The sequence below is a fragment of the Arthrospiribacter ruber genome, from assembly GCF_019343195.1.
In the GTDB taxonomy this organism is placed as follows: domain Bacteria; phylum Bacteroidota; class Bacteroidia; order Cytophagales; family Cyclobacteriaceae; genus Arthrospiribacter; species Arthrospiribacter ruber.
Genome location: NZ_RPHB01000006.1, coordinates 97,914 through 116,295, shown reverse-complemented (window position 1 = coordinate 116,295; position 18,382 = coordinate 97,914). Strand labels below are relative to the sequence as shown.

21 protein-coding genes are annotated in these 18,382 nt (G+C 40.3%); 6 read left to right on the top strand and 15 right to left on the bottom strand.

The genetic code is table 11. The features are described 5' to 3' along the window. Positions 1-10: 10 nt before the first annotated feature. The 9 genes from EGN73_RS13305 to EGN73_RS13265 form a co-directional block, all read right to left on the bottom strand. A complete protein-coding gene (locus EGN73_RS13305) occupies positions 11-1,318 on the bottom strand; it encodes an ABC transporter permease (protein WP_219290658.1) in 1,308 nt (435 codons plus the stop codon). Next, entirely contained in the window at positions 1,311-2,210 is a 900-nt protein-coding gene (locus EGN73_RS13300) for an ABC transporter ATP-binding protein (protein ID WP_219290653.1), read from the bottom strand. Before EGN73_RS13300 ends, EGN73_RS13305 begins: the two co-directional genes overlap by 8 nt. Positions 2,211-2,250: 40 nt before the next feature. Further along, positions 2,251-3,138 (bottom strand): hypothetical protein, encoded by an 888-nt coding sequence (locus tag EGN73_RS13295; RefSeq protein ID WP_219290650.1) that lies wholly within the window; start codon positions 3,136-3,138, stop codon positions 2,251-2,253. A 78-nt stretch (positions 3,139-3,216) separates the two neighbouring features. Continuing rightward, on the bottom strand, positions 3,217-4,323 hold the full coding sequence (dnaJ, locus tag EGN73_RS13290) for a molecular chaperone DnaJ (RefSeq protein WP_219290648.1): 1,107 nt from the start codon (positions 4,321-4,323) through the stop codon (positions 3,217-3,219). A gap of 9 nt (positions 4,324-4,332) precedes the next feature. Then, positions 4,333-4,911, bottom strand: coding sequence for a nucleotide exchange factor GrpE (locus tag EGN73_RS13285; RefSeq protein ID WP_219290645.1), 579 nt, complete (start codon positions 4,909-4,911; stop codon positions 4,333-4,335). Between the two features lie 75 nt (positions 4,912-4,986). Continuing rightward, the gene (obgE, locus tag EGN73_RS13280) at positions 4,987-5,982 is read right to left on the bottom strand and encodes a GTPase ObgE (RefSeq protein ID WP_219290643.1); all 996 of its coding nucleotides are present in this window, start codon (positions 5,980-5,982) and stop codon (positions 4,987-4,989) included. Positions 5,983-6,066: 84 nt separating this feature from the next. Then, positions 6,067-6,639 (bottom strand): adenylate kinase, encoded by a 573-nt coding sequence (locus EGN73_RS13275; protein ID WP_219290641.1) that lies wholly within the window; start codon positions 6,637-6,639, stop codon positions 6,067-6,069. Between the two features lie 16 nt (positions 6,640-6,655). Continuing rightward, positions 6,656-7,189: a hypoxanthine phosphoribosyltransferase gene (hpt, locus tag EGN73_RS13270; RefSeq protein WP_219290639.1), complete on the bottom strand. Its 534-nt coding sequence runs from the start codon at positions 7,187-7,189 to the stop codon at positions 6,656-6,658. 82 nt (positions 7,190-7,271) lie between these two features. Next, entirely contained in the window at positions 7,272-8,189 is a 918-nt protein-coding gene (locus EGN73_RS13265) for a zinc-binding metallopeptidase family protein (protein WP_219290637.1), read from the bottom strand. A gap of 167 nt (positions 8,190-8,356) precedes the next feature. Between EGN73_RS13265 and EGN73_RS13260 the strand changes: the two genes are divergently transcribed. The 4 genes from EGN73_RS13260 (at position 8,357) to EGN73_RS13245 (ending at position 11,826) form a co-directional block, all read left to right on the top strand. Further along, entirely contained in the window at positions 8,357-9,679 is a 1,323-nt protein-coding gene (locus tag EGN73_RS13260; protein WP_219290635.1) for an OmpA family protein, read from the top strand. A 128-nt stretch (positions 9,680-9,807) separates the two neighbouring features. After that, positions 9,808-10,449, top strand: a complete 642-nt coding sequence (gene upp / locus EGN73_RS13255; protein ID WP_219290633.1) for a uracil phosphoribosyltransferase — start codon at positions 9,808-9,810, stop codon at positions 10,447-10,449. Between the two features lie 4 nt (positions 10,450-10,453). After that, positions 10,454-11,377, top strand: coding sequence for a calcium/sodium antiporter (locus EGN73_RS13250; protein WP_219290631.1), 924 nt, complete (start codon positions 10,454-10,456; stop codon positions 11,375-11,377). After that, on the top strand, positions 11,374-11,826 hold the full coding sequence (locus EGN73_RS13245) for a hypothetical protein (RefSeq protein WP_219290629.1): 453 nt from the start codon (positions 11,374-11,376) through the stop codon (positions 11,824-11,826). Before EGN73_RS13250 ends, EGN73_RS13245 begins: the two co-directional genes overlap by 4 nt. Here the strand turns inward: EGN73_RS13245 and sdaAA are convergent. The 5 genes from sdaAA to EGN73_RS13220 all read right to left on the bottom strand — a co-directional run bounded on the left by sdaAA (position 11,815) and on the right by EGN73_RS13220 (position 16,090). Next, positions 11,815-12,723 (bottom strand): L-serine ammonia-lyase, iron-sulfur-dependent, subunit alpha, encoded by a 909-nt coding sequence (gene sdaAA, locus EGN73_RS13240; protein ID WP_219290626.1) that lies wholly within the window; start codon positions 12,721-12,723, stop codon positions 11,815-11,817. The two genes, EGN73_RS13245 and sdaAA, sit on opposite strands and share 12 nt — an antisense overlap. 72 nt (positions 12,724-12,795) lie before the next feature. Continuing rightward, a complete protein-coding gene (locus tag EGN73_RS13235) occupies positions 12,796-13,743 on the bottom strand; it encodes an FKBP-type peptidyl-prolyl cis-trans isomerase (RefSeq protein WP_219290623.1) in 948 nt (315 codons plus the stop codon). A gap of 4 nt (positions 13,744-13,747) precedes the next feature. Continuing rightward, positions 13,748-15,067 carry a cell envelope integrity TolA family protein gene (locus EGN73_RS13230; RefSeq protein ID WP_219290621.1) on the bottom strand — a complete coding sequence of 440 codons (1,320 nt, stop codon included), beginning with the start codon at positions 15,065-15,067 and terminating at the stop codon, positions 13,748-13,750. Further along, complete coding sequence (locus tag EGN73_RS13225; protein ID WP_219291359.1) at positions 15,048-15,596, bottom strand: RNA polymerase sigma factor; 549 nt, start codon at positions 15,594-15,596, stop codon at positions 15,048-15,050. Before EGN73_RS13225 ends, EGN73_RS13230 begins: the two co-directional genes overlap by 20 nt. A gap of 89 nt (positions 15,597-15,685) precedes the next feature. Further along, entirely contained in the window at positions 15,686-16,090 is a 405-nt protein-coding gene (locus tag EGN73_RS13220; protein WP_219290618.1) for an OsmC family protein, read from the bottom strand. A 71-nt stretch (positions 16,091-16,161) separates the two neighbouring features. Between EGN73_RS13220 and EGN73_RS13215 the strand changes: the two genes are divergently transcribed. Together EGN73_RS13215 and lipA are read left to right on the top strand one after the other, a co-directional pair. Beyond that, positions 16,162-16,890 carry a hypothetical protein gene (locus tag EGN73_RS13215; RefSeq protein WP_219290615.1) on the top strand — a complete coding sequence of 243 codons (729 nt, stop codon included), beginning with the start codon at positions 16,162-16,164 and terminating at the stop codon, positions 16,888-16,890. A 62-nt stretch (positions 16,891-16,952) separates the two neighbouring features. After that, on the top strand, positions 16,953-17,831 hold the full coding sequence (gene lipA, locus EGN73_RS13210; protein WP_219290612.1) for a lipoyl synthase: 879 nt from the start codon (positions 16,953-16,955) through the stop codon (positions 17,829-17,831). A 73-nt stretch (positions 17,832-17,904) separates the two neighbouring features. Here the strand turns inward: lipA and EGN73_RS13205 are convergent, their stop codons facing one another. Then, positions 17,905-18,375 carry a Dps family protein gene (locus EGN73_RS13205; RefSeq protein ID WP_219290609.1) on the bottom strand — a complete coding sequence of 157 codons (471 nt, stop codon included), beginning with the start codon at positions 18,373-18,375 and terminating at the stop codon, positions 17,905-17,907. Between the last annotated feature and the right edge of the window lie 7 nt (positions 18,376-18,382).

Here is an 18,382-nt window from a genome sequence, read left to right as displayed (position 1 = left end):
GCGGTTTTTTTTATTCAGTTTTGATCCATTTCCAAAGGGTTTTGTAATTCACTTTGGTGCCGTGTACTAAGATGCCTATGCGGTAGATCTTGCCGGCGATCCAAGTGCTGAACAAGAACCCGAAAATCAATAATGACATGGACAATGCCAAGTCCCAAAATGGTATGCCGTAACTGGCCCTTCCCATCATAGCAATAGGAGAGGTAAATGGTACTACCGACAACCAAAAGGAAACGTTGCTGCTTGGGTCATTGAGTACAAATACAAAGAGTCCCATATATGCAATCAAGAGAGGAATGGTAATCGGAAGCATAAACTGCTGGGCCTCGGACGGGGCATCCACTGCAGCACCTATAGCAGCGAAAAATGCACCATAAAGCAAATATCCTCCTATAAAATAGAATATAAATGTAAGGGCAATCTTCACAAAATTAATTTCTTTGATGACCTTTAAAATGTTAAATAATTCAGGGGTTTCGTTTATGGAGTTGAGCAATTCAGGGTTTGCTAATTCCATGGCTTGCTGCTGAGGCATCTGCATGCCAAAATACCCCATTACCAATATCGAAATCGAAGAAATCAATACGATCCAGATCAGGAACTGGGTTAGTCCGACAGCACCTATCCCTATGATTTTACCCATCATCAACTGAAATGGTTTTATCGAGGAAACAAGGATTTCGACTATCCGGCTGGACTTTTCTTCTATGACGCCGTGCATGATTTGATTGCCATAGACAAAGATGAAAATGTAGATCAGGATGCCTGTGAAAAAACCAATGGCATAATTCACTGTGGCATCAGAAAACTTTTCCTCACCGCTGTTGTCCAAAGTGATTGATTGAATGCTGATACGGGTACGATAAGCAGCAATCACCTCTGGATCTATTCCCGATTCAAAAAGCCTTTGTTCTTCTATCCTTCTTTTAAGGTTTGATTCGAGGTGGCTAATAAAGCTCATGCTGGGGTTCCGGTCTCCGTAATAAATGATTCCTTTTGGGTTTGACAGTTCTATTTTGGGGATATAAAGAAAGCCGAACCTTTCTCCTGACCTGACCAGGTTTTTGCCTTCTTCTAAGTCAGTATCCGAATAAGAGAAAGCGTATTGTTCCGAACTTTCGATAAAAAACATATTGTTTTCATCCACCACTTCTATAATTCTCAGGGCTGATCCTTGGGATTCGTCCAGCGCTATCCATAAGAATATCCCCATAATGGCCGGGAAAATCAGTGGTGTCAATAAAGTGGCCAGAAGGAATGACTTCTTTTGAACCCTGGAGAGGTATTCCCTTTTGATGACAAGCCATACTTTACCCATGGGACTCGTGTTTTACTTGTTGGATGAACAACTCCTCTATACTTGGAATCCGTTCAGTAAAGCTGACAATTTCACCGAAACTCATGAGATCAGTCAGTACCTTGTTCACTGGAGTCCCGTTAAGCTTGATGCTGAAGCTTACTGATTCGGCATGTTCTTCAATGTTCCACTCACTTGGCAATTCACCCGAAAAGGGTTTTAATTTTACTTTGTATTCGTGCGGTCTAAATTGCTGCTTGATGTCGGAGAGTTTTCCATCAAGGATCTTGTTGGAGCGATTGATCATGGCGACATGGTCGCAGAGCAGCTCTACGGATTCCATCCTATGGGTGGACAACATTAGGGTAATTCCTTTCATTTGGAGCTCAAGAATTTCGTTTTTGATGATTTCAGCATTTACAGGGTCAAAACCCGAAAAGGGCTCGTCCAAGATTAGAAATTCAGGCTCGTGTATAACAGCAGAGATAAACTGGACTTTCTGAGCCATTCCTTTTGAGAGGTCGTCTATCCTTTTCTCTTTCCAGCTATTGATGTTCATTTTGTCAAGCCAAAAATCAACTTTTTTTGTTGCATCGGAAGCGCTTAATCCTTTAAGTCTGGCAAAATATATCAATTGATCCCAGACCTTCATTTTTTTGTAAAGCCCACGTTCTTCGGGAAGATAACCGATTTTGGAAATGTGTTTTGGTTCCAAAAGTTCATTTTTAAAAAAAATCGAGCCAGAGTCGGCATCAATGATTTGGTTGATTATCCTGATGAGAGTGGTTTTTCCTGCTCCGTTTGGCCCTAAAAGGCCGTATACAGCACCTTTGGGTACAGAGAGATCAATGTCTGTAAGCGCATGGTTGCGTCCGAAGGCTTTGTTTAGTCCTGTAATTTTTAAAATTTCCAAAGGATTGAGTTTTTCTAAAAATAAGCAAAACTGCTGGATTTTACCTGATGTTGACTGAACCTACAGAAACATCTATCACAAATGACATCAGATTTTCGGCGTCTTCGCGGTATGATTTACTGACATAAGTTTTGTTGCCTATATCTTTAAGTGACTTGGGTACATTGGTGCGGCACATGGCTGTGGATTTGATTTTGAGGATAAAAGGCTGGGATTCATCCGGAAGTATCAAGTCTACTTTCCCTGCACCAACAGTAGCAAAAATATGGCAAGCCTCCGGCATCTTATCTGAAAAAGAGAGGTTCAGGGTTCCATAGTTGGCTTCAAAAAACATTTGTTTGGCATTTGTAAAATTAAGATGTCTTGCCTCAAGATTGCCCATATTGATTTTGACCATTAAGGTGTCCATTTTGACCGAATTGGCCATTTTTTTACTGTAATTCAAATTGATGTCTGCACTTGTGGAATTTACTTTGCAGTTGGAAATAGGGAGATGGGAAAAGTCAAAATTCGCTTTTCCTATCCCAAAATTGAAATTGAGGTTGAATAGATAGTTTGAGTTGAGTCCAACATTCCACTTGTGGTCAAAGTCATCATTGGAATTGGAGAAGAGCTTGTATGAAAGGCTTTTGCCTAGATTTTCTGACTCCACATTGCGATGAGTAAGGGCGGTTGTCAATACTCCATTGACATTTTCGTGAAAAAATGTAGGAAGGATATTTACCTTAGAAAGGTCACAGTGAATAAGAAGAGGGTTGTCACCTTGTTTTCTTTGGATCTCTGATATTCCTTTATAAACATTGAAGTCGAGTTGGATAAGATTAAACCCGTGTTTTTCATCGACTTTAAACTCCTTAATAATCTGGGAATTGCTTTCAAGCCTAACTCCAAATACTAGGCAAATTATTAAGCATACTTTATTCAACATACGGATAAACTACGGCGCTTAGCATAAAAGGTTCCTAAAGGTAAAAAAAAAGCCGGATTTTTATCCGGCTTGGTTCAATTAGAAGAATTCTTTCATTTTGTCGAAGAAGCTTTTTTCTGAGGTGCCAGGGTCTGGTCTGAAATTCTCAGAGTTTCTTAGGTTTTCCAGTGCGGCTTTTTCTTCTTTATTAAGCTGCTTTGGAGTCCATACGTTTACATGTATCAACTGATCTCCTCTGTGGTATCCGTTGATGTCTTTGATTCCTTTGCCCTTCAGCCTAAGGATCTTTCCACTTTGTGTTCCGGGTTCCAGTTTGATTTTGACTTTACCATCTATGGTAGGGACCTCCAATGATGCTCCGAGGGCGGCATCGATGAAGCTGACATAAAGGTCGAAAACCACATTGTTGCCATCTCTTTGCAAGGTGTCATCCTCAATTTCCTCAATTACAATCAGTAAGTCTCCAGGAATACCTCCAGCGGTTTCATTTCCTTTACCTGACATACTCAGTTGCATGCCGTCAGCAACGCCGCCGGGGATGTTGATGGATATAACTTCTTCTTTGATGATAAGCCCCCTGGGATCGGCTTCTGCGGGCTTTTTATCTACAATCTGACCGTTTCCTCCACAGCTCGGGCAAGTGCTGGCAGATACCATCTGGCCCAACATGGTGTTGACGACTTTTTTAACCTGTCCGCTACCCTGACAGGTACTACAGGTTTTGAACGTTACGCCATCAGCGAGAACCTGTCTTTTGACTTTGATTTTTTTCTCTACACCGTTAGCGATTTCCTTTAAGTTCAGCTTAAGCTTGACACGGAGGTTGGTGCCTTTTTTAGTTCTTCTGCCTCCACGTCCCCCTCCAAAGAAAGACTCAAAGCCGCTTCCTCCAAAAATATCACCAAACTGCGAGAATATGTCGTCCATATTCATACCGCCACCACCGTATCCACCATTGCCTCCGAGGCCTTGATGACCAAACTGGTCGTACCTTTGCTTTTTATCCGGATTGCTCAGTACTTCGTATGCTTCAGCAGCTTCTTTGAATTTATCTTCTGCTTCAGGATTGTCCGGATTTTTATCAGGGTGGTACTTGATGGCAAGTTTTCTGTAGGCTTTTTTAATTTCCTCAGGACTTGCACTTTTGGTTATTCCTAATATTTCGTAATAATCTCTTTTTGCCATGACTGTTGATTATGCTCCTGTTACTACTTTGGCATACCTTACCACTTTATCGCCAAGGGTATAGCCTTTTTCCACCACATCTATTACCTTACCCTTCAAGTCCTCGCTAGGAGCAGGGATCTGAGTAATGGCTTCTTGAGTCTCTGGATCAAATGTATTTCCAATCAGGTCATCCATTGACTTCACTCCTTTGGATTCCAGAACTTTCAGAAGTTTTTGGAAAACGAGCTGATTTCCCTCTCTTACTTTTTGGGTGTCTTCTTCCTGCTCACTGGCTTTGAAAGCTCTTTCAAAATCGTCTATTACCGGCAGGATTTCTTTGACAAGGTCTTCAGAAGCCGTTTTGATTAGATCAAGTTTCTCCTTTGAAGTCCTCCTTCTATAATTGTCGAACTCAGAGTATAGCCTGAGGTATTTATCTTTCAGTTCCTGCACTTCCTGTTGTAGTTTTTCTTCAAGGGAAATTTCACTCTGATTCCCATCTACATCGGATTGGTTGTTTTCTGAATTTTCTGATCCCTCTTCTTGCTTGGTTTCGTTCTCATTTGCAGTTAACTGCTCCTCTTTGATCGTTTCTTTTTCCTGCATCTTATTCGATATTTTTATCTTCAATCCAATTTTATCAATTTATTTGCCATACCCATATTACTGACAAACTGACATTTACTCGGCAGTAATTGCCTGCCAAAGCATATCTTTAAGTTTGTCCAGGTTGTACTGGGATACTGAAGAGATGAAAATTGTGGGCAATTCTTTGGGAATGTCCGACTTCATCTGCTCCATAAGCTCGTCGTCAAGCATGTCGGCTTTAGAAATGGCTAGCAGCCTTTTTTTATCCAATAACTCAGGGTTGTATTTTTTAAGTTCTTTGAGGAGGATCTTGTATTGATCTGAGATGCTATCCGCATCTGCTGGTATGAGGAATAGAAGTATAGAATTACGTTCTATATGTCTCAAAAATCTTAATCCAAGACCTTTTCCTTCGGAAGCCCCTTCGATAATACCAGGAATGTCAGCCATTACAAATGACCTGTCATCCCTGTAAGGAATCACTCCTAGATTTGGCACTAGGGTAGTAAAAGGGTAATCACCAATCTCGGGCTTTGCGGCAGAGATACTTGAAAGTAATGTTGATTTTCCTGCATTTGGGAAACCGACCAGCCCCACGTCTGCCAGAAGCTTAAGTTCTAAAATGATCCATTCTTCTATGCCGGGCTCTCCGGGCTGTGCATAATGGGGAGCCTGATTGGTGGATGTCTTGAAATGGTCATTTCCCAAACCGCCTCTTCCACCTGAAGTAAGAATGACTTCTTGGCCGTCTTCTGTGATCTCGAAGCGGGTTTCTTTGGTTTCAGCATCTTTTGCTACAGTGCCAAGAGGCACTTCCAGAATGATGTCCGCGCCATCTCTGCCTTTTCTTCTTCCTCCTTCTCCACCTTTTCCATCTTCGGCGATGACATGCTTTTTATATTTCAGGTGCAATAGTGTCCAGTGTTGGGCATTTCCTCTCAAAATAATATGACCTCCACGACCGCCATCTCCTCCATCCGGGCCGCCTTTTGGTACGTGCTTTTCTCTCCTGAAATGGACGGAACCTGCACCTCCTGCTCCTGAACGGGAACAGAATTTAACGTAATCGATAAAGTTGGAATCTGCCACTACTTTTAAGTTTTCTAATAAAAATGGCTAAGCTTTACTGCTTAGCCAAAAATAATTTTCTGCAAAGGTAGGGAAATTCTTCGACTAGTACTTGTCGATAACTTCCGAGATATCAGAGAAGATCCCGTCAATCGTTCCTACTCCGTTGATTTTTTTGAGTTTTCCCTGCGCTTTATAGTACTCGGCTACTGGAAGCGTTTCTTTTAGGTAAACTTCAATTCTGGTTTTGATTTTGTTTTCATCCTGATCATCGACTCTTCCTGAGGTTTTCCCTCTTTCCCTTATCCTTTCTTTGAGGATATCTTCATCGACTTCAAGCGCAATCATACCAGAGATACTCATGCTGTGTTGTTCCATGAGGTGGTCCAAAGCTTGGGCTTGCGCCACGGTCCTTGGGAAACCATCAAAAATAAATCCACTGGTCTCTGAAGTGGATCGGATCTTTTCTCCCACCATTCCTATAACTACTTCGTCAGGAACCAGCCTTCCCTCATCCATGTATTTTCTAGCCAGAAGACCTAATTCTGTCCCTTCTCCAAGATGTTTTCTAAAAAGATCTCCGGTGGATAAATGGGTTAAATTGTATTTTTGAATGATCTTTTCACTTTGAGTTCCCTTTCCTGCTCCAGGAGGGCCAAATAAAACGATGTTCAGCATTTTATACGTTTTTGATTTAGTCTGTATTTAATTGATAAATTTCCCGGATATTCCTTCCGACTCCATCATAGTCCAAACCGTACCCGACTACAAATTTATTGGGGATGTTAAATCCAATATAATCCATTTTTATGTCTTTTTGCAAGGCTTCTGGTTTGTGTAATAAAGTGGCGATAGCTATTCCGGAAGGATTTTTCTCTTTCAGCATTTTAAGTAAGTGTGACATACTGAGCCCTGTATCCACAATATCTTCTACTATAATTATTTCCCTTCCTTCTATATCGACATCAAGGCCGATAAGTTCCCTGACTTTGCCAGTGGAATGTTGACCTTGATAGGAAGATATTTTGACAAAACACACCTCCATTGGGATAGAAATTTCTTTACACAGATCAGAAAGAAACATGAAAGCTCCATTTAGTACACCGACTAGTACCGGAGTTTTACCTTCAAAATCCTGTGAGATTTTTCTGCCCATTTCCTCGATTTTGTCTTTTAAATTAGCGGAGTCGAGAAACGGAATAAACTTTTTGTTTTTGATCTCTATCATTTCCAAATAAAAAAGCTCCTCAAGGGAGCAAGTACAAATATATAAAAAATGATTTCTGTGACCGCCTAAAATCTGCTAATACTTATAGACGGGCCATCAGATAGACGTACATTTTCAACATTGCATCCAAATCCGAGAGTGAAACTTTCTCTTTTGGACTATGCACATTGTCTTCAGGTGCCCCAATAAAACACCAATCTATAAAGTATGGGGAGAACTGTACCTCCCTACCATCGCTGCTACCAGAGCTTTCTATTTCAAGCTGGTAAGGTATGTTGCTCTCGGCTGCCAGGTCAATTATTTTATCCAGAAATTTTTTGCGGGGAATATGCTTGTCCCTAATTGAAACAACCACACCTTCATCATGCAGAACTCCGTCTGTGATCCATGTAATATCAGAAATCAGGGCAAAGTGAATGGGGGAGGTCTTTTGGATGAATTCTAAAATAGCAGGTACACTGCCTCCTCCATGCTCTTCAAAAGTAGAAAAGACAACCCATCCATCTTCCAGGTTTTCACACAAATTCAAAGCATTATAGATACCTAACCGGTTATCCAGATAAGCCGCCTGAATAAAATTTTCACTGATTTTAACATTTTGTTCAAAGGACAAACGAGTGCCGGGAGTGATTTTTCTGCCGAAATCGTGGAATAAATTCCCATCTTCCTCAAAGACCCTACAACGTATTGGGCCAAACTTATCTTCTCCTATCAAGTATGTCCCGTTTTCAACCTCTGGCCCACCTATTGGAATAAGTTGGTTTTGGTACCTGCTCATAAAGCCTATAGTGTCCATGTGTGCAAAGACAGCTCCCCGCGGGTTTCCAAATTTAAGTAGCAGACAGTCATGTAGTTGTGTGCCAAAGTGGATTTCAGGGCAAACATTCCAACTATCCTTTCGTTGGTTGATGTAATTGAGCAGGAATTCCCGCATTGAAGACTCATCGCCTGACGTGCTCTGGATTTCTAAAAGATCACTTAAAACATTGATTAATGGCATAATTTATGCGGTGTTTAAATTTATAGTATTCAAGCTGGAAAATGGAAAAGATTTTTCAGAAAGTTTAAAGTTTTAAAATATTAATATACATTTGTGATAAGTTAAAAGTTTATAAATTTGCAGTCAAATCAATTAAACACTCAAAATTTGAAAAAGAACTTTTTATTATGAAAAAATTACTACTATCAACAATCATGGCTGGTGCTTTGGCTTTCGGAGTCAACGCCCAAGATGACGACTACAACAGATGGTCTGTCGAATTTGGTGGTGGATTCAATAAACCAATGGCTCCGTTAACTCCAGGTTTCTTGTCTCCAACCTTGAATATTGGACATGCTGACCTTGGGGTGAGATATATGTTCAATGAGAAATTTGGTGCGAAACTAGATTTTGGTTTCGGCTCATTCAGTGAGGCAAGCGGCAACAGTCCGTCCTTTTCTACAAACTATCACAGAATCAACCTTCAAGGTGTAGCCAATCTGGGTAGAATTATGAATTGGGAGACATTTTCAAGAAGAGTCAGCTTACTTGGACACCTTGGCGGTGGTATAGGACAAGTGAGACCTCAGGAAAATGCTATCAACGATTTTAATGATAATGTTTACAATATTATTGCTGGTTTAACTGGCCAAGTAAAATTGTCTGAAAGAGTTGCCTTAGTAGGGGATATCAGTACCATATTAAATGGTCGTCAAACCGTCACTTTTGACGGAGACTCTTGGATCCTACCTAGCACAATGCCTGGTACAGCTACCAATCCTAATGTGCCTGCTGCGACTAACAATGGTTTCTTTGGAGCCAATGGTACTTGGTGGACTGGTACTATCGGCTTGAATATCTATCTTGGAAGCAAGAGTCAGCATGCTGACTGGTACATTGCTGCGGATAAGTATGCAACTAAAGAAGAACTGGCTCAACAAGTTGGTGAAATTAAGGACATGTTAAAGGATTCTGATGGTGACGGAGTTCCTGATTATCTTGATAAGGAACCTAATACGCCTGCAGGTGCAAGAGTAGATTCTCACGGAAGAACCTTGGATTCTGATGGTGACGGTATACCTGATCACTTAGATAAGTGTCCTTTCGTACCTGGACCTGCTTCTAATGACGGATGTCCAGTTGAAGAAGTTGAAGAAGTTGATTTCTTCAAGCAAGCAATCAATGATGGTTATGTGAATGTTTATTTCGCATTCGACAGCTCTAAGCCACTTGGTTATTCTTCCTCTTCTGTGAACTATGTAGCAAATTTCTTGAAGAGAAATCCAGGTGTTAATCTTGAAATCAAAGGTTATGCTGACGAAATTGGTCCTGAAGACTACAACATGAAGCTGTCCGAAAGAAGAGCTAAGTCAGTTTACGATCTATTGATCGCAGCTGGGATCGATAGTGGAAGACTTTCTTACAAAGGTTTCGGTGAAGATACCAGTGTAGATAAGAGATCTGCTGAAGCAAGACAACTTGCTAGAAGAACTAGCTTCGAAGTGAAATAATTAAGAAAATTAAAATATATGAAAGCCTAGCCATTTTGGTTAGGCTTTTTTTGTGTCCTTTCCCTACCTTTACCTTTATTTAAGAAGATGGGAAAATTACCAAAGTAGTTCTCAAAAGACGGAAGAGTATGTTTGTATTAGCTGACAATAATAATATAGCGCATCAGTATTTGAGCGAATTAAGAGATGTCACAATCCAAGGAGATAGAGCCAAGTTTAGGTTGAATCTTCAAAGGATCGGGGAAATCCTATCTTATGAAATATCTAAGGAGCTGTCTTTTTCCGAAATGGATATTCAGACTCCTATTGAAAGAACAAAAGGAAAATTTTTGGATGAACAGCCACTATTAATTTGTGTATTGAGGGCTTCTATGCCTTTTTTTCAAGGTTTTTTAAATGTTTTTGATAAAGCTGACTGTGGGTTTGTCGGCGCATTTAGGCAAGAAAATGGGGATAAAATAGAAATTGATTTTTCTTATCAGGCCACACCGGATGTTACAGATAGAGAAGTTATATTAATTGATCCGATGCTGGCGACCGGAAAGTCAATAGTAAAAACAGTCTCTAATTTGCTTAAGATAGGGACCCCCAAAGTGGTACATATTGCAGGTGTAATCGCAGCCCCCGAAGGATTGGAATATATTTCAAAACATATTGAAGTTCCCCTGAAAATCTGGGTTGGCGCTATTGATAGAGAACTCAATAATAAATCATACATAGTACCCGGTCTGGGAGATGCCGGAGATCTTGCTTTTGGCCCAAAACTGTAGTTAAATGGAATATGTCCTTCTAGTATTGGGCTTAATTATTTTGTTGCTGGGGGGAAAACTTTTGGTAGACGGAGCTTCCGATATTGCGTCTTCTATGGGTCTTAGTCCTGGCTTGATTGGTTTGACCATAGTCGCTTTTGGAACTTCTGCCCCTGAGCTTTTGGTGAGTATCAATGCAGCTTTAAAAGGAAGTAGTGATATTGCCCTTGGGAATGTGATTGGAAGCAATATTTCCAATATTTCACTAGTTCTTGGTATTAGCGCAGTCATGTATCCGATTGTCATTCATAAATCAGTCCTAAAACTGGATTATTTTTTTACTTTATTGACCTCATTGGTATTTTATTTTTTGGCATTCAATGGTATACTTTCCAGGGTAGAAGGCCTGGTTCTTTTTGTATTTCTGATAGGTCTTAATTTTTATTTTTTCAAGAAAATAGAAAGAATTGAAGCTGAAGGGACTAAAGAAGAGTCTAAGAAGCGCAAGTTTATAATTAAGGCGATTGGATTGTTGATTTTAGGCATTGCCGGTTTGTATTTTGGTTCTGATATGTTTGTGGATAGTGCAGTCAAAATTTCAGAGAAATTCGGCATCAGTCAAAGAGTGATTGGGGTTACGGTAATTGCTATTGGAACGAGTTTGCCTGAACTCGTCACTTCTATCATTGCTGCATGGAAGAAAAAGACGGATATCGCTATAGGGAATATTTTGGGAAGCAATATCATGAATGTGCTGGCAATTATAGGAATAACTTCTATGATCAGTCCTATTGGAGTCAGTGATTCATTTTTAAAGTTTGATTTTCTCTGGATGATTGGATTTACTTTATTACTGTTCCCTATTCTGAGAACGCGTAATATTATCAGTAGGGTAGAAGGTGGCGTATTGGTGATTCTTTATGTGGCATATATTTTCTTCTTATTATGATTGAATATTTTTTGAAGTTTTCAGCGATTTTTTTCGCATGTCTATTCAAATTTATTGCAGGTCCTGTGCTTGGTGCTGCTGCAGGATATGGCATCTTTGAGATAGTTTTGGTGACAGTTGGTGGAATGATGACCTCAGTTGTATTCGTTACCTATTTGGGAAATTGGTTTAAGTCTCATTGGACATTGACCGTAAAGAAAAAGAGATTTACCAAGAGGAAGAGAAGAATTGTACAGCTTTGGCAAAAGTTTGGAATAATTGGAATTGCAGTTTGCACACCTCTTTTTCTGACCCCTATAGGCGGGACCATTATTATGGTGGCTTTCAACGTTAAAAAGGAGAAAATTCTGTTTTCAATGTTAATAAGCGGATTGGTCTGGGCATTTTTGATGGGACTTTCTATTGACTGGATTTTGTCATTTACCGTTTTCCAAAAGCTACTCGGGTAGCTCTTCGTCCGGTAGGATTTCGATATCCTGTATCAGGACTCTTTTTGAAATTTCCTGGCCTGTCAAAGTTGCAGCCAAACCCCCTAGCGCGGTTTCTTTATATTTTGTTTCCATGTTGGCGCCGATCTCACCCATGGCCTCGACGCATTCATCCACAGGTATGACAGCACCAACTCCAGCAAGAGAAATCTGAGCGGAGCTGTAGGCAATTGCTGCGGCACTTGCATTTCGCACTACACAGGGCACTTCAACCAAGCCAGCAACAGGGTCACAAACTAATCCTAGCATACATTGTATAGTGATAGCAACAGCATTGAAAATCTGGTCAACAGAACCTCCTAAGCAAAAAACAATCGCTCCTGAGGCCATAGCAGCGGCTGAACCTGTCTCTGCCTGACACCCTCCCACTGCTCCTGCCAAACTTGCCTTTTGCTCAATGATCAGAGCTATTCCTGCACCAACCAGTAGGCCTTCAAAAATCTTTTGGTCAGAAAGTTGATGAATTTCCTGAAGAGTGTATAATGTTCCTGGCAGTATCCCCGAGGCGCCGGCAGTAGGGGCAGCTACCACCCTGCCCATGCATGAGTTTACTTCTTTAGCTGCCAAAGCCCTTGAGATCAGTTTTTGAAATTCCGGAGAAAGAACTGCCTGGGAATGATTATATACTTTTTTAGCTCCATTATTGATCATACCGCTTCTAGAGGACATGTCATCTTTAAGACCTGTTTCGACTGCCTCTTTCATTACTTGGTAGGCTTTATCCAGATTTTTCCAAATGTCGGATTCGGATTTTCCTTTTTGTGTTACTTCATATTCAATCACTGACTCGTACAGAGCCATATTTTTCTCCTCACAATAGGATTTCCAGCCTATGAAACTCTCAAAAAGGTAACTCATAATTTATTTGGGTTTATATTTCCCAAAATTGGCCAAAAGTAAAGTAGAAACCAAAATTGTATAATTATTCCATCAACGCACTTCGACAACTTTTGCATTGAAAATAATTGGTTCAAATGGGCGTACAGACTGGTTTAGCCTTCCTTTTTCTACCAGGTTTCTCCTAATGGAAAATGGAAAAACCTGTGTGGTCGCTCCAAAAGCTAAGTGGGAGGGTGCAATGATACTGATTTCAGCACCTTTTGATAGTCCAGCAAAAGCCTCTTCCAGGAAAGGAACGTTTTGTTCACTTCCCAAAGTCACCTGAAAAGCATTTGCCTGAGAGGTGACCTGCGCAACAGGCTGGGTCTCGTTAAGGTGTGTGATGCTATAAGTAATCAATATCATTCTGCCTTCTTCTCCTTTAGGACTTGTTTCATCTCCTTCATTGATTTTCCTTATAAAAAGTCCTGAATCGGATTGTTCATATCCTTGGAGGTTGTTGGACTGTATGTGATCATTGATGCTATTTTCTTCCATTTCAATGATTTCCAGTTCATTGAATATTTTGCTGAACTTGATTTGTATTCTTAGGTTTTCATCCGGTCGTATCAATTGCTGGAAGCTGTAATCTTTATATCCTAAATATGAAGGAGCGTAGACTAGTAATGTTTCACCTTCTTTTGCAAAAGGTGATGCAAAATTGATCGCGCGGGGAATAGTTCCTCCGTCTTCGTGAATGTAGAGTCTGGGAGGTCTGTTTTCGTCCAGATAACTGTCGATTACCCTGCCTTCCAATGTCCTGATTTCATAATATATCCCCAGTATGTCACCGTTACTGATTTGGTTGCCAAGATCATTGGATTCCAGTTTTTCATAAAAGATTCCTAAACTGGTCTGATTTGGACTTACACTATTTAGGGAAAAATACTCCTGTAACTTTCTGTCATCTCTTTCGATATTTTCATTAGGAAGTTCATCCGAGTCGGGAGAACATGCCAACAGAAATCCTATTAATACCCATAGACTAAACTTCTTCATTACTTTATTTTTTATCCTTTAGTTGGAAATTCATTCTAAGATTAATACCCCCGATTGAGAATTGTTGGTTAATGAATGTCTGATTTCCAATTGAGAGCTTGTAAAAGGGCTCCACAGAAATAAACGTTCCGTTGCTAAGAGATTGTTCATATCCTACGCTAAGATTCAGTAATTGCCCAATGCTGGTATTGTTGGAAAGGCTTTGGGAATCTGGAGTGAATGTCTGTGAGATGGTTCTCAGTTCAGTCTGTGCACCAACCAATCCTGAATTAGCGAAATTGACAGCATTATAGGTTACAGTATTTCTTTGATTGAGGTAAAGCATGTTGGATACGCCAGAAATAAGGTATAAATCTGATTTTTTGTTTTCCAATACCTTGTACTTCAAGTTGAAGGGGATTTCCAATTGTCCAAAACTCAATTCATTAGAGGTAGTAATAAAGTTGCTGGACATCATGGCGGACCTGTCTGAGTATGAAAGTGATTGCGCAACCATTACGTTGGAGTATTCTGCTACACCTGGAGACAGGTTTTGACGTGCATAAGCAATTCCCAAATCGATTTTAAATTTGTTCGAGACGGGCAGCTCGGTAATAACTCCAGCTCCTAAGTTCACTGCCTGAGTTGAGCTGCTAGTAGATTGGGGAGTTACAAATACACCTAATTTTAAAGGCTCGGATTTGGCTTCATCTTTCTTTGGTGCTTTTTCTTCCGCATCTGCCAGCCATTTATTTATTTTCTCTTGAGCCTTTACCTCTTCCTCAGCTTTGGAGCTTTGATTTGAGTAAGAGGGAGAGATTGAGTCTTTGCTTTCAGCTTCAGCTATTTTTTCCTTTTCAGGCTGTATCTCTGACTTTGAAATAGTAGTTTGGTCACTAAGGGCAGTCTCTTGGCTATTCTTTTCTGGAGATTGATCTCGGGTTTTTTCGGAAGTAGTTTTCTGGATAGATCTGGCGCGAGGAAGTTCTCTTGTTGGTTTTTCTGAAGATGCAATACTCTTTTCTTCTAATAAAGAATCAGATATTGATTTCTGTTGGTTTACAATGTTGTCTTCAAGAGTTTCTTCTTCGGTTTTTATCTGTTCTGTAGTAACATGACTGTCCTGGGAAGTATCCAATGAATTGAACACCAGGACGGATGTGACCAAGAGCAATGCGGCCAAAGACGCAGCCCAATATGCCCAAGAAGGGAAGGCCGCTCCTTTGGGTTTTCCAAAATAGGCAACAGACAACTTCTCCCATTCTTTGGGATCGTATTCCTCCTGATGGCTTTCAAAGGAGGCTTTGATCTTATCTGTCAGTTTTTTATCGAACTGCTCCTTCATTTCTTATTTTATTTAACTCAGTCACCTTATCTCTTAACTTCTGCTTGGCACGCGCCAAATAGGTCCTGGAAGTGCTGGCAGGTATGCCACATTTTTCCGCAATTTCATTATGGGAATAACCTTCTATTTCGTACATGTTGAAGACAATTCTCAGCATTTCCGGGAGTGATCGCAATAAGGTGAGTATATCTTCTTTTGTTAGCTGGCTGATAATTTCAGGTTCATAACTCTGGGTGTCTACCTTTTCTATGTCCATAGCAGAAAAATGTTTGACATTTTTCCTGTAATAGTCAATAGAAGTATTCACCAGGATTCTCCTAAACCATCCTTTAAAAGAGTTGGTTTCACTATATTGAGGCAGTTTGTCAAATACTTTCATGAAACTGTCATTGACAATTTCGCAAGCCTCATCCCTTCCATTGGAATAACGCAACGCAATGCTCATGGCATAGCCATAAAAATGCTTATAAAGCATTTCCAGAGACTTAGGATCTCCTTTTCTTGCTTCCTTTATCAGGTGCTGTTCCAATGATGGGGACTTTCTATCTACCAATTAATCGAATACTAGACGCAGGCAACATCGAGAGTGCTACAATAGCTAATAATATTTTTTTGAGTCTAAAAATTAAAACTTACCGTCTGCTTGATGGAAGGATCCAAGCTCAATGCAACAGGACAGGTCAAAGCTGCATTTTTTAGTTTTTGTAAAATTTTTTGATCTAAGGGAGGAGACTGCCAATGAAACGCTACGATTATTTCGCTGATTTTTCTAGGGTTGGATTGCATCACTTTGGTGATTTCCCAGCTTAGGCCTTCAAGAATTAAATTTTCTCTCATTGCTACTATACCCATGATGGTCACCATGCAGCTTCCCAAAGCAGCTGCTACCAAATCTGTAGGAGAAAACGCCTCGCCTTTTCCATTATTGTCAATCGGTGCATCAGTGATGATCTTGTTCCCGGACTGGATATGGGTCATTTCGGTTCTGAGATTTCCGGAATATGAACTTTTTATAGTAGGCATAAACTCTTATTTTTATTTTTAGTTCTATAACTTACAAACGAAATTAGCGTTAATTTCCCAAGCGACACATTATGAGAGGTATTAAATATACGGCAGCTTTATTTTTTTTACTATGCACCGGAATGGTGTACGGTCAGAGATCAGATGCAGGGGACTACGAGTATGATACCGAGATATTAGTAGGGATCAATAAAAATACCAATGGGGGTCTTATAGGAGGTTTTTCATTTAAGTATGGGATGCGCATAGATGATACCAACTTTCAGTTTTTTGGGATGGACCTGGCGAATGTCAAAAACCCCAAAGAAGTCAGGTACACCACAGTATTGGGCAATTCGTATATTTTTGGCAAATCCAACTATCTTTATTCGATAAGACCATACTATGGGAGAGAGTTGATTTTGTTTAAAAAAGCTCCTCAGCAAGGGGTGCAAGTTTCTTTATTGGGTGCTGTTGGGCCTACTTTAGGATTAATTGCTCCATATTTTATTGAATATTCTGTGAGTAGGGTCGAAACCGTAAGAGAGCAGTTTGACCCTGCTGTGCATCAGAGCCCTTTCAATATACTTGGACCAGGAAGGATCTTTGAAGGTATAGGGAGGTCAGATGTAGCAGTCGGAGCCAATGCAAAAGCTGCGGTAAATTTTGAATTTGGCGTATTCAAATCAAATGTAACAGGATTGGAACTAGGCTATCAATTAGAGGGTTTTACAAGAGAAATACCCCTGATGCCAACTGTAGAAAACAGGCAGATATTCCAATCAGTTTACTTTACATTTTTCTACGGCTTCAGGAAATAAGACTTCAATTGGGTAAAATGAATCTTTGGAAGTAATTTCGCCAAAGTAAAATCAAAATCAGAATGATCGAACTACCAGTAATATCCGAAGAGGCAACCAAAAGGAAAAAACCTGATTGGCTGAGGGTGAAATTGCCTGTAGGAAAAGAATATGCCAAAGTAAGAAAGTTAGTTGACCAACATAAGCTGCATACCATATGTGAAAGTGGCAATTGTCCCAATATGGGGGAGTGCTGGGGTGCTGGTACTGCTACTTTTATGATTTTAGGAAATGTATGTACCCGTTCGTGTTCCTTCTGTGCAGTAGCTACGGGGAGACCTCCAGAATATGATACAGATGAGCCGAGAAGGGTTGCTGAAGCAATCAAACTAATGGGCGTAAAGCATGCCGTACTTACATCCGTAAATAGAGACGAGCTGAAAGACAGAGGTGCTGAAATCTGGTATCAAACGGTGGTTGAGACCAAAAGGCTTTCTCCTGAGACTACCATAGAAACTTTGATTCCTGATGTAAAATCCAACTGGGATGCATTGTACAGGATGATAAGTGGAGGTCAGGAAGTGGTCTCACACAATATGGAAACAGTGGAATCTCTTTACCGACGAGTCAGGCCTCAAGCCAAATATGCCAGGTCCCTTGAGCAGATCAAATTGACCAAAGAGTATGGCAAAAGAACCAAAACCGGTATTATGCTAGGTCTAGGGGAAAAGAAGGAAGAGGTTTATAAAGCTATGGATGACCTAGTGGCACATGGCTGTGATATCCTCACTTTGGGACAATATCTGCAGCCTACTAAAATGCACATTGAAGTGGCTGAATTTATACATCCAGACCTCTTTGCTCATTACAGAGAAGAAGGATTGAAAAGAGGTTTGAAGTATGTGGAATCAGGACCTTTGGTAAGGTCTTCCTATCATGCTGAAAGACATGTAAACGTATAAGAGCAAAAAGGCCGGATCCACGATCCAGCCTTTTTTATTCTGTAATTTCTAAAATTACCGTTCTGGGCATAGCTTACTTGAGGTAAGCAGAAAGCATCCACACAGTCTTTTCTTTGGCGGTAATGTATTCACTCATAAGTGATACGGTACCTTCATCACCGTGCTCTGCTGCAGTTTCCAAAGCAGATCTTTCCAATTCCAAAAGAGTATTAAGGTTATCTCTGACGATTTCCACCATCTTTTTCCCATCATTTACATCCTTAGCTTCTTTGATTTCGGCATTTTGGATGTATTCTTCAAATGAAGAGAAGGGTCTTGCTCCCAAAGTGAGAATCCTCTCGGCTGTTTCGTCAATACCTACATTGGCCTCATTGTACAGCTCCTCAAACTTTGCATGAAGCTCAAAGAAATTTGGTCCTGTGACATTCCAGTGGAAGTTTCTAAGGTTTTGGTAGTAGATTTCGTAATTAGCCAATAGGCTGTTTAGTTTTTCTACCAAAAACTTACTGTCTTTTATTTTTAATCCTATGTCGTTTGTGCTCATAATATTT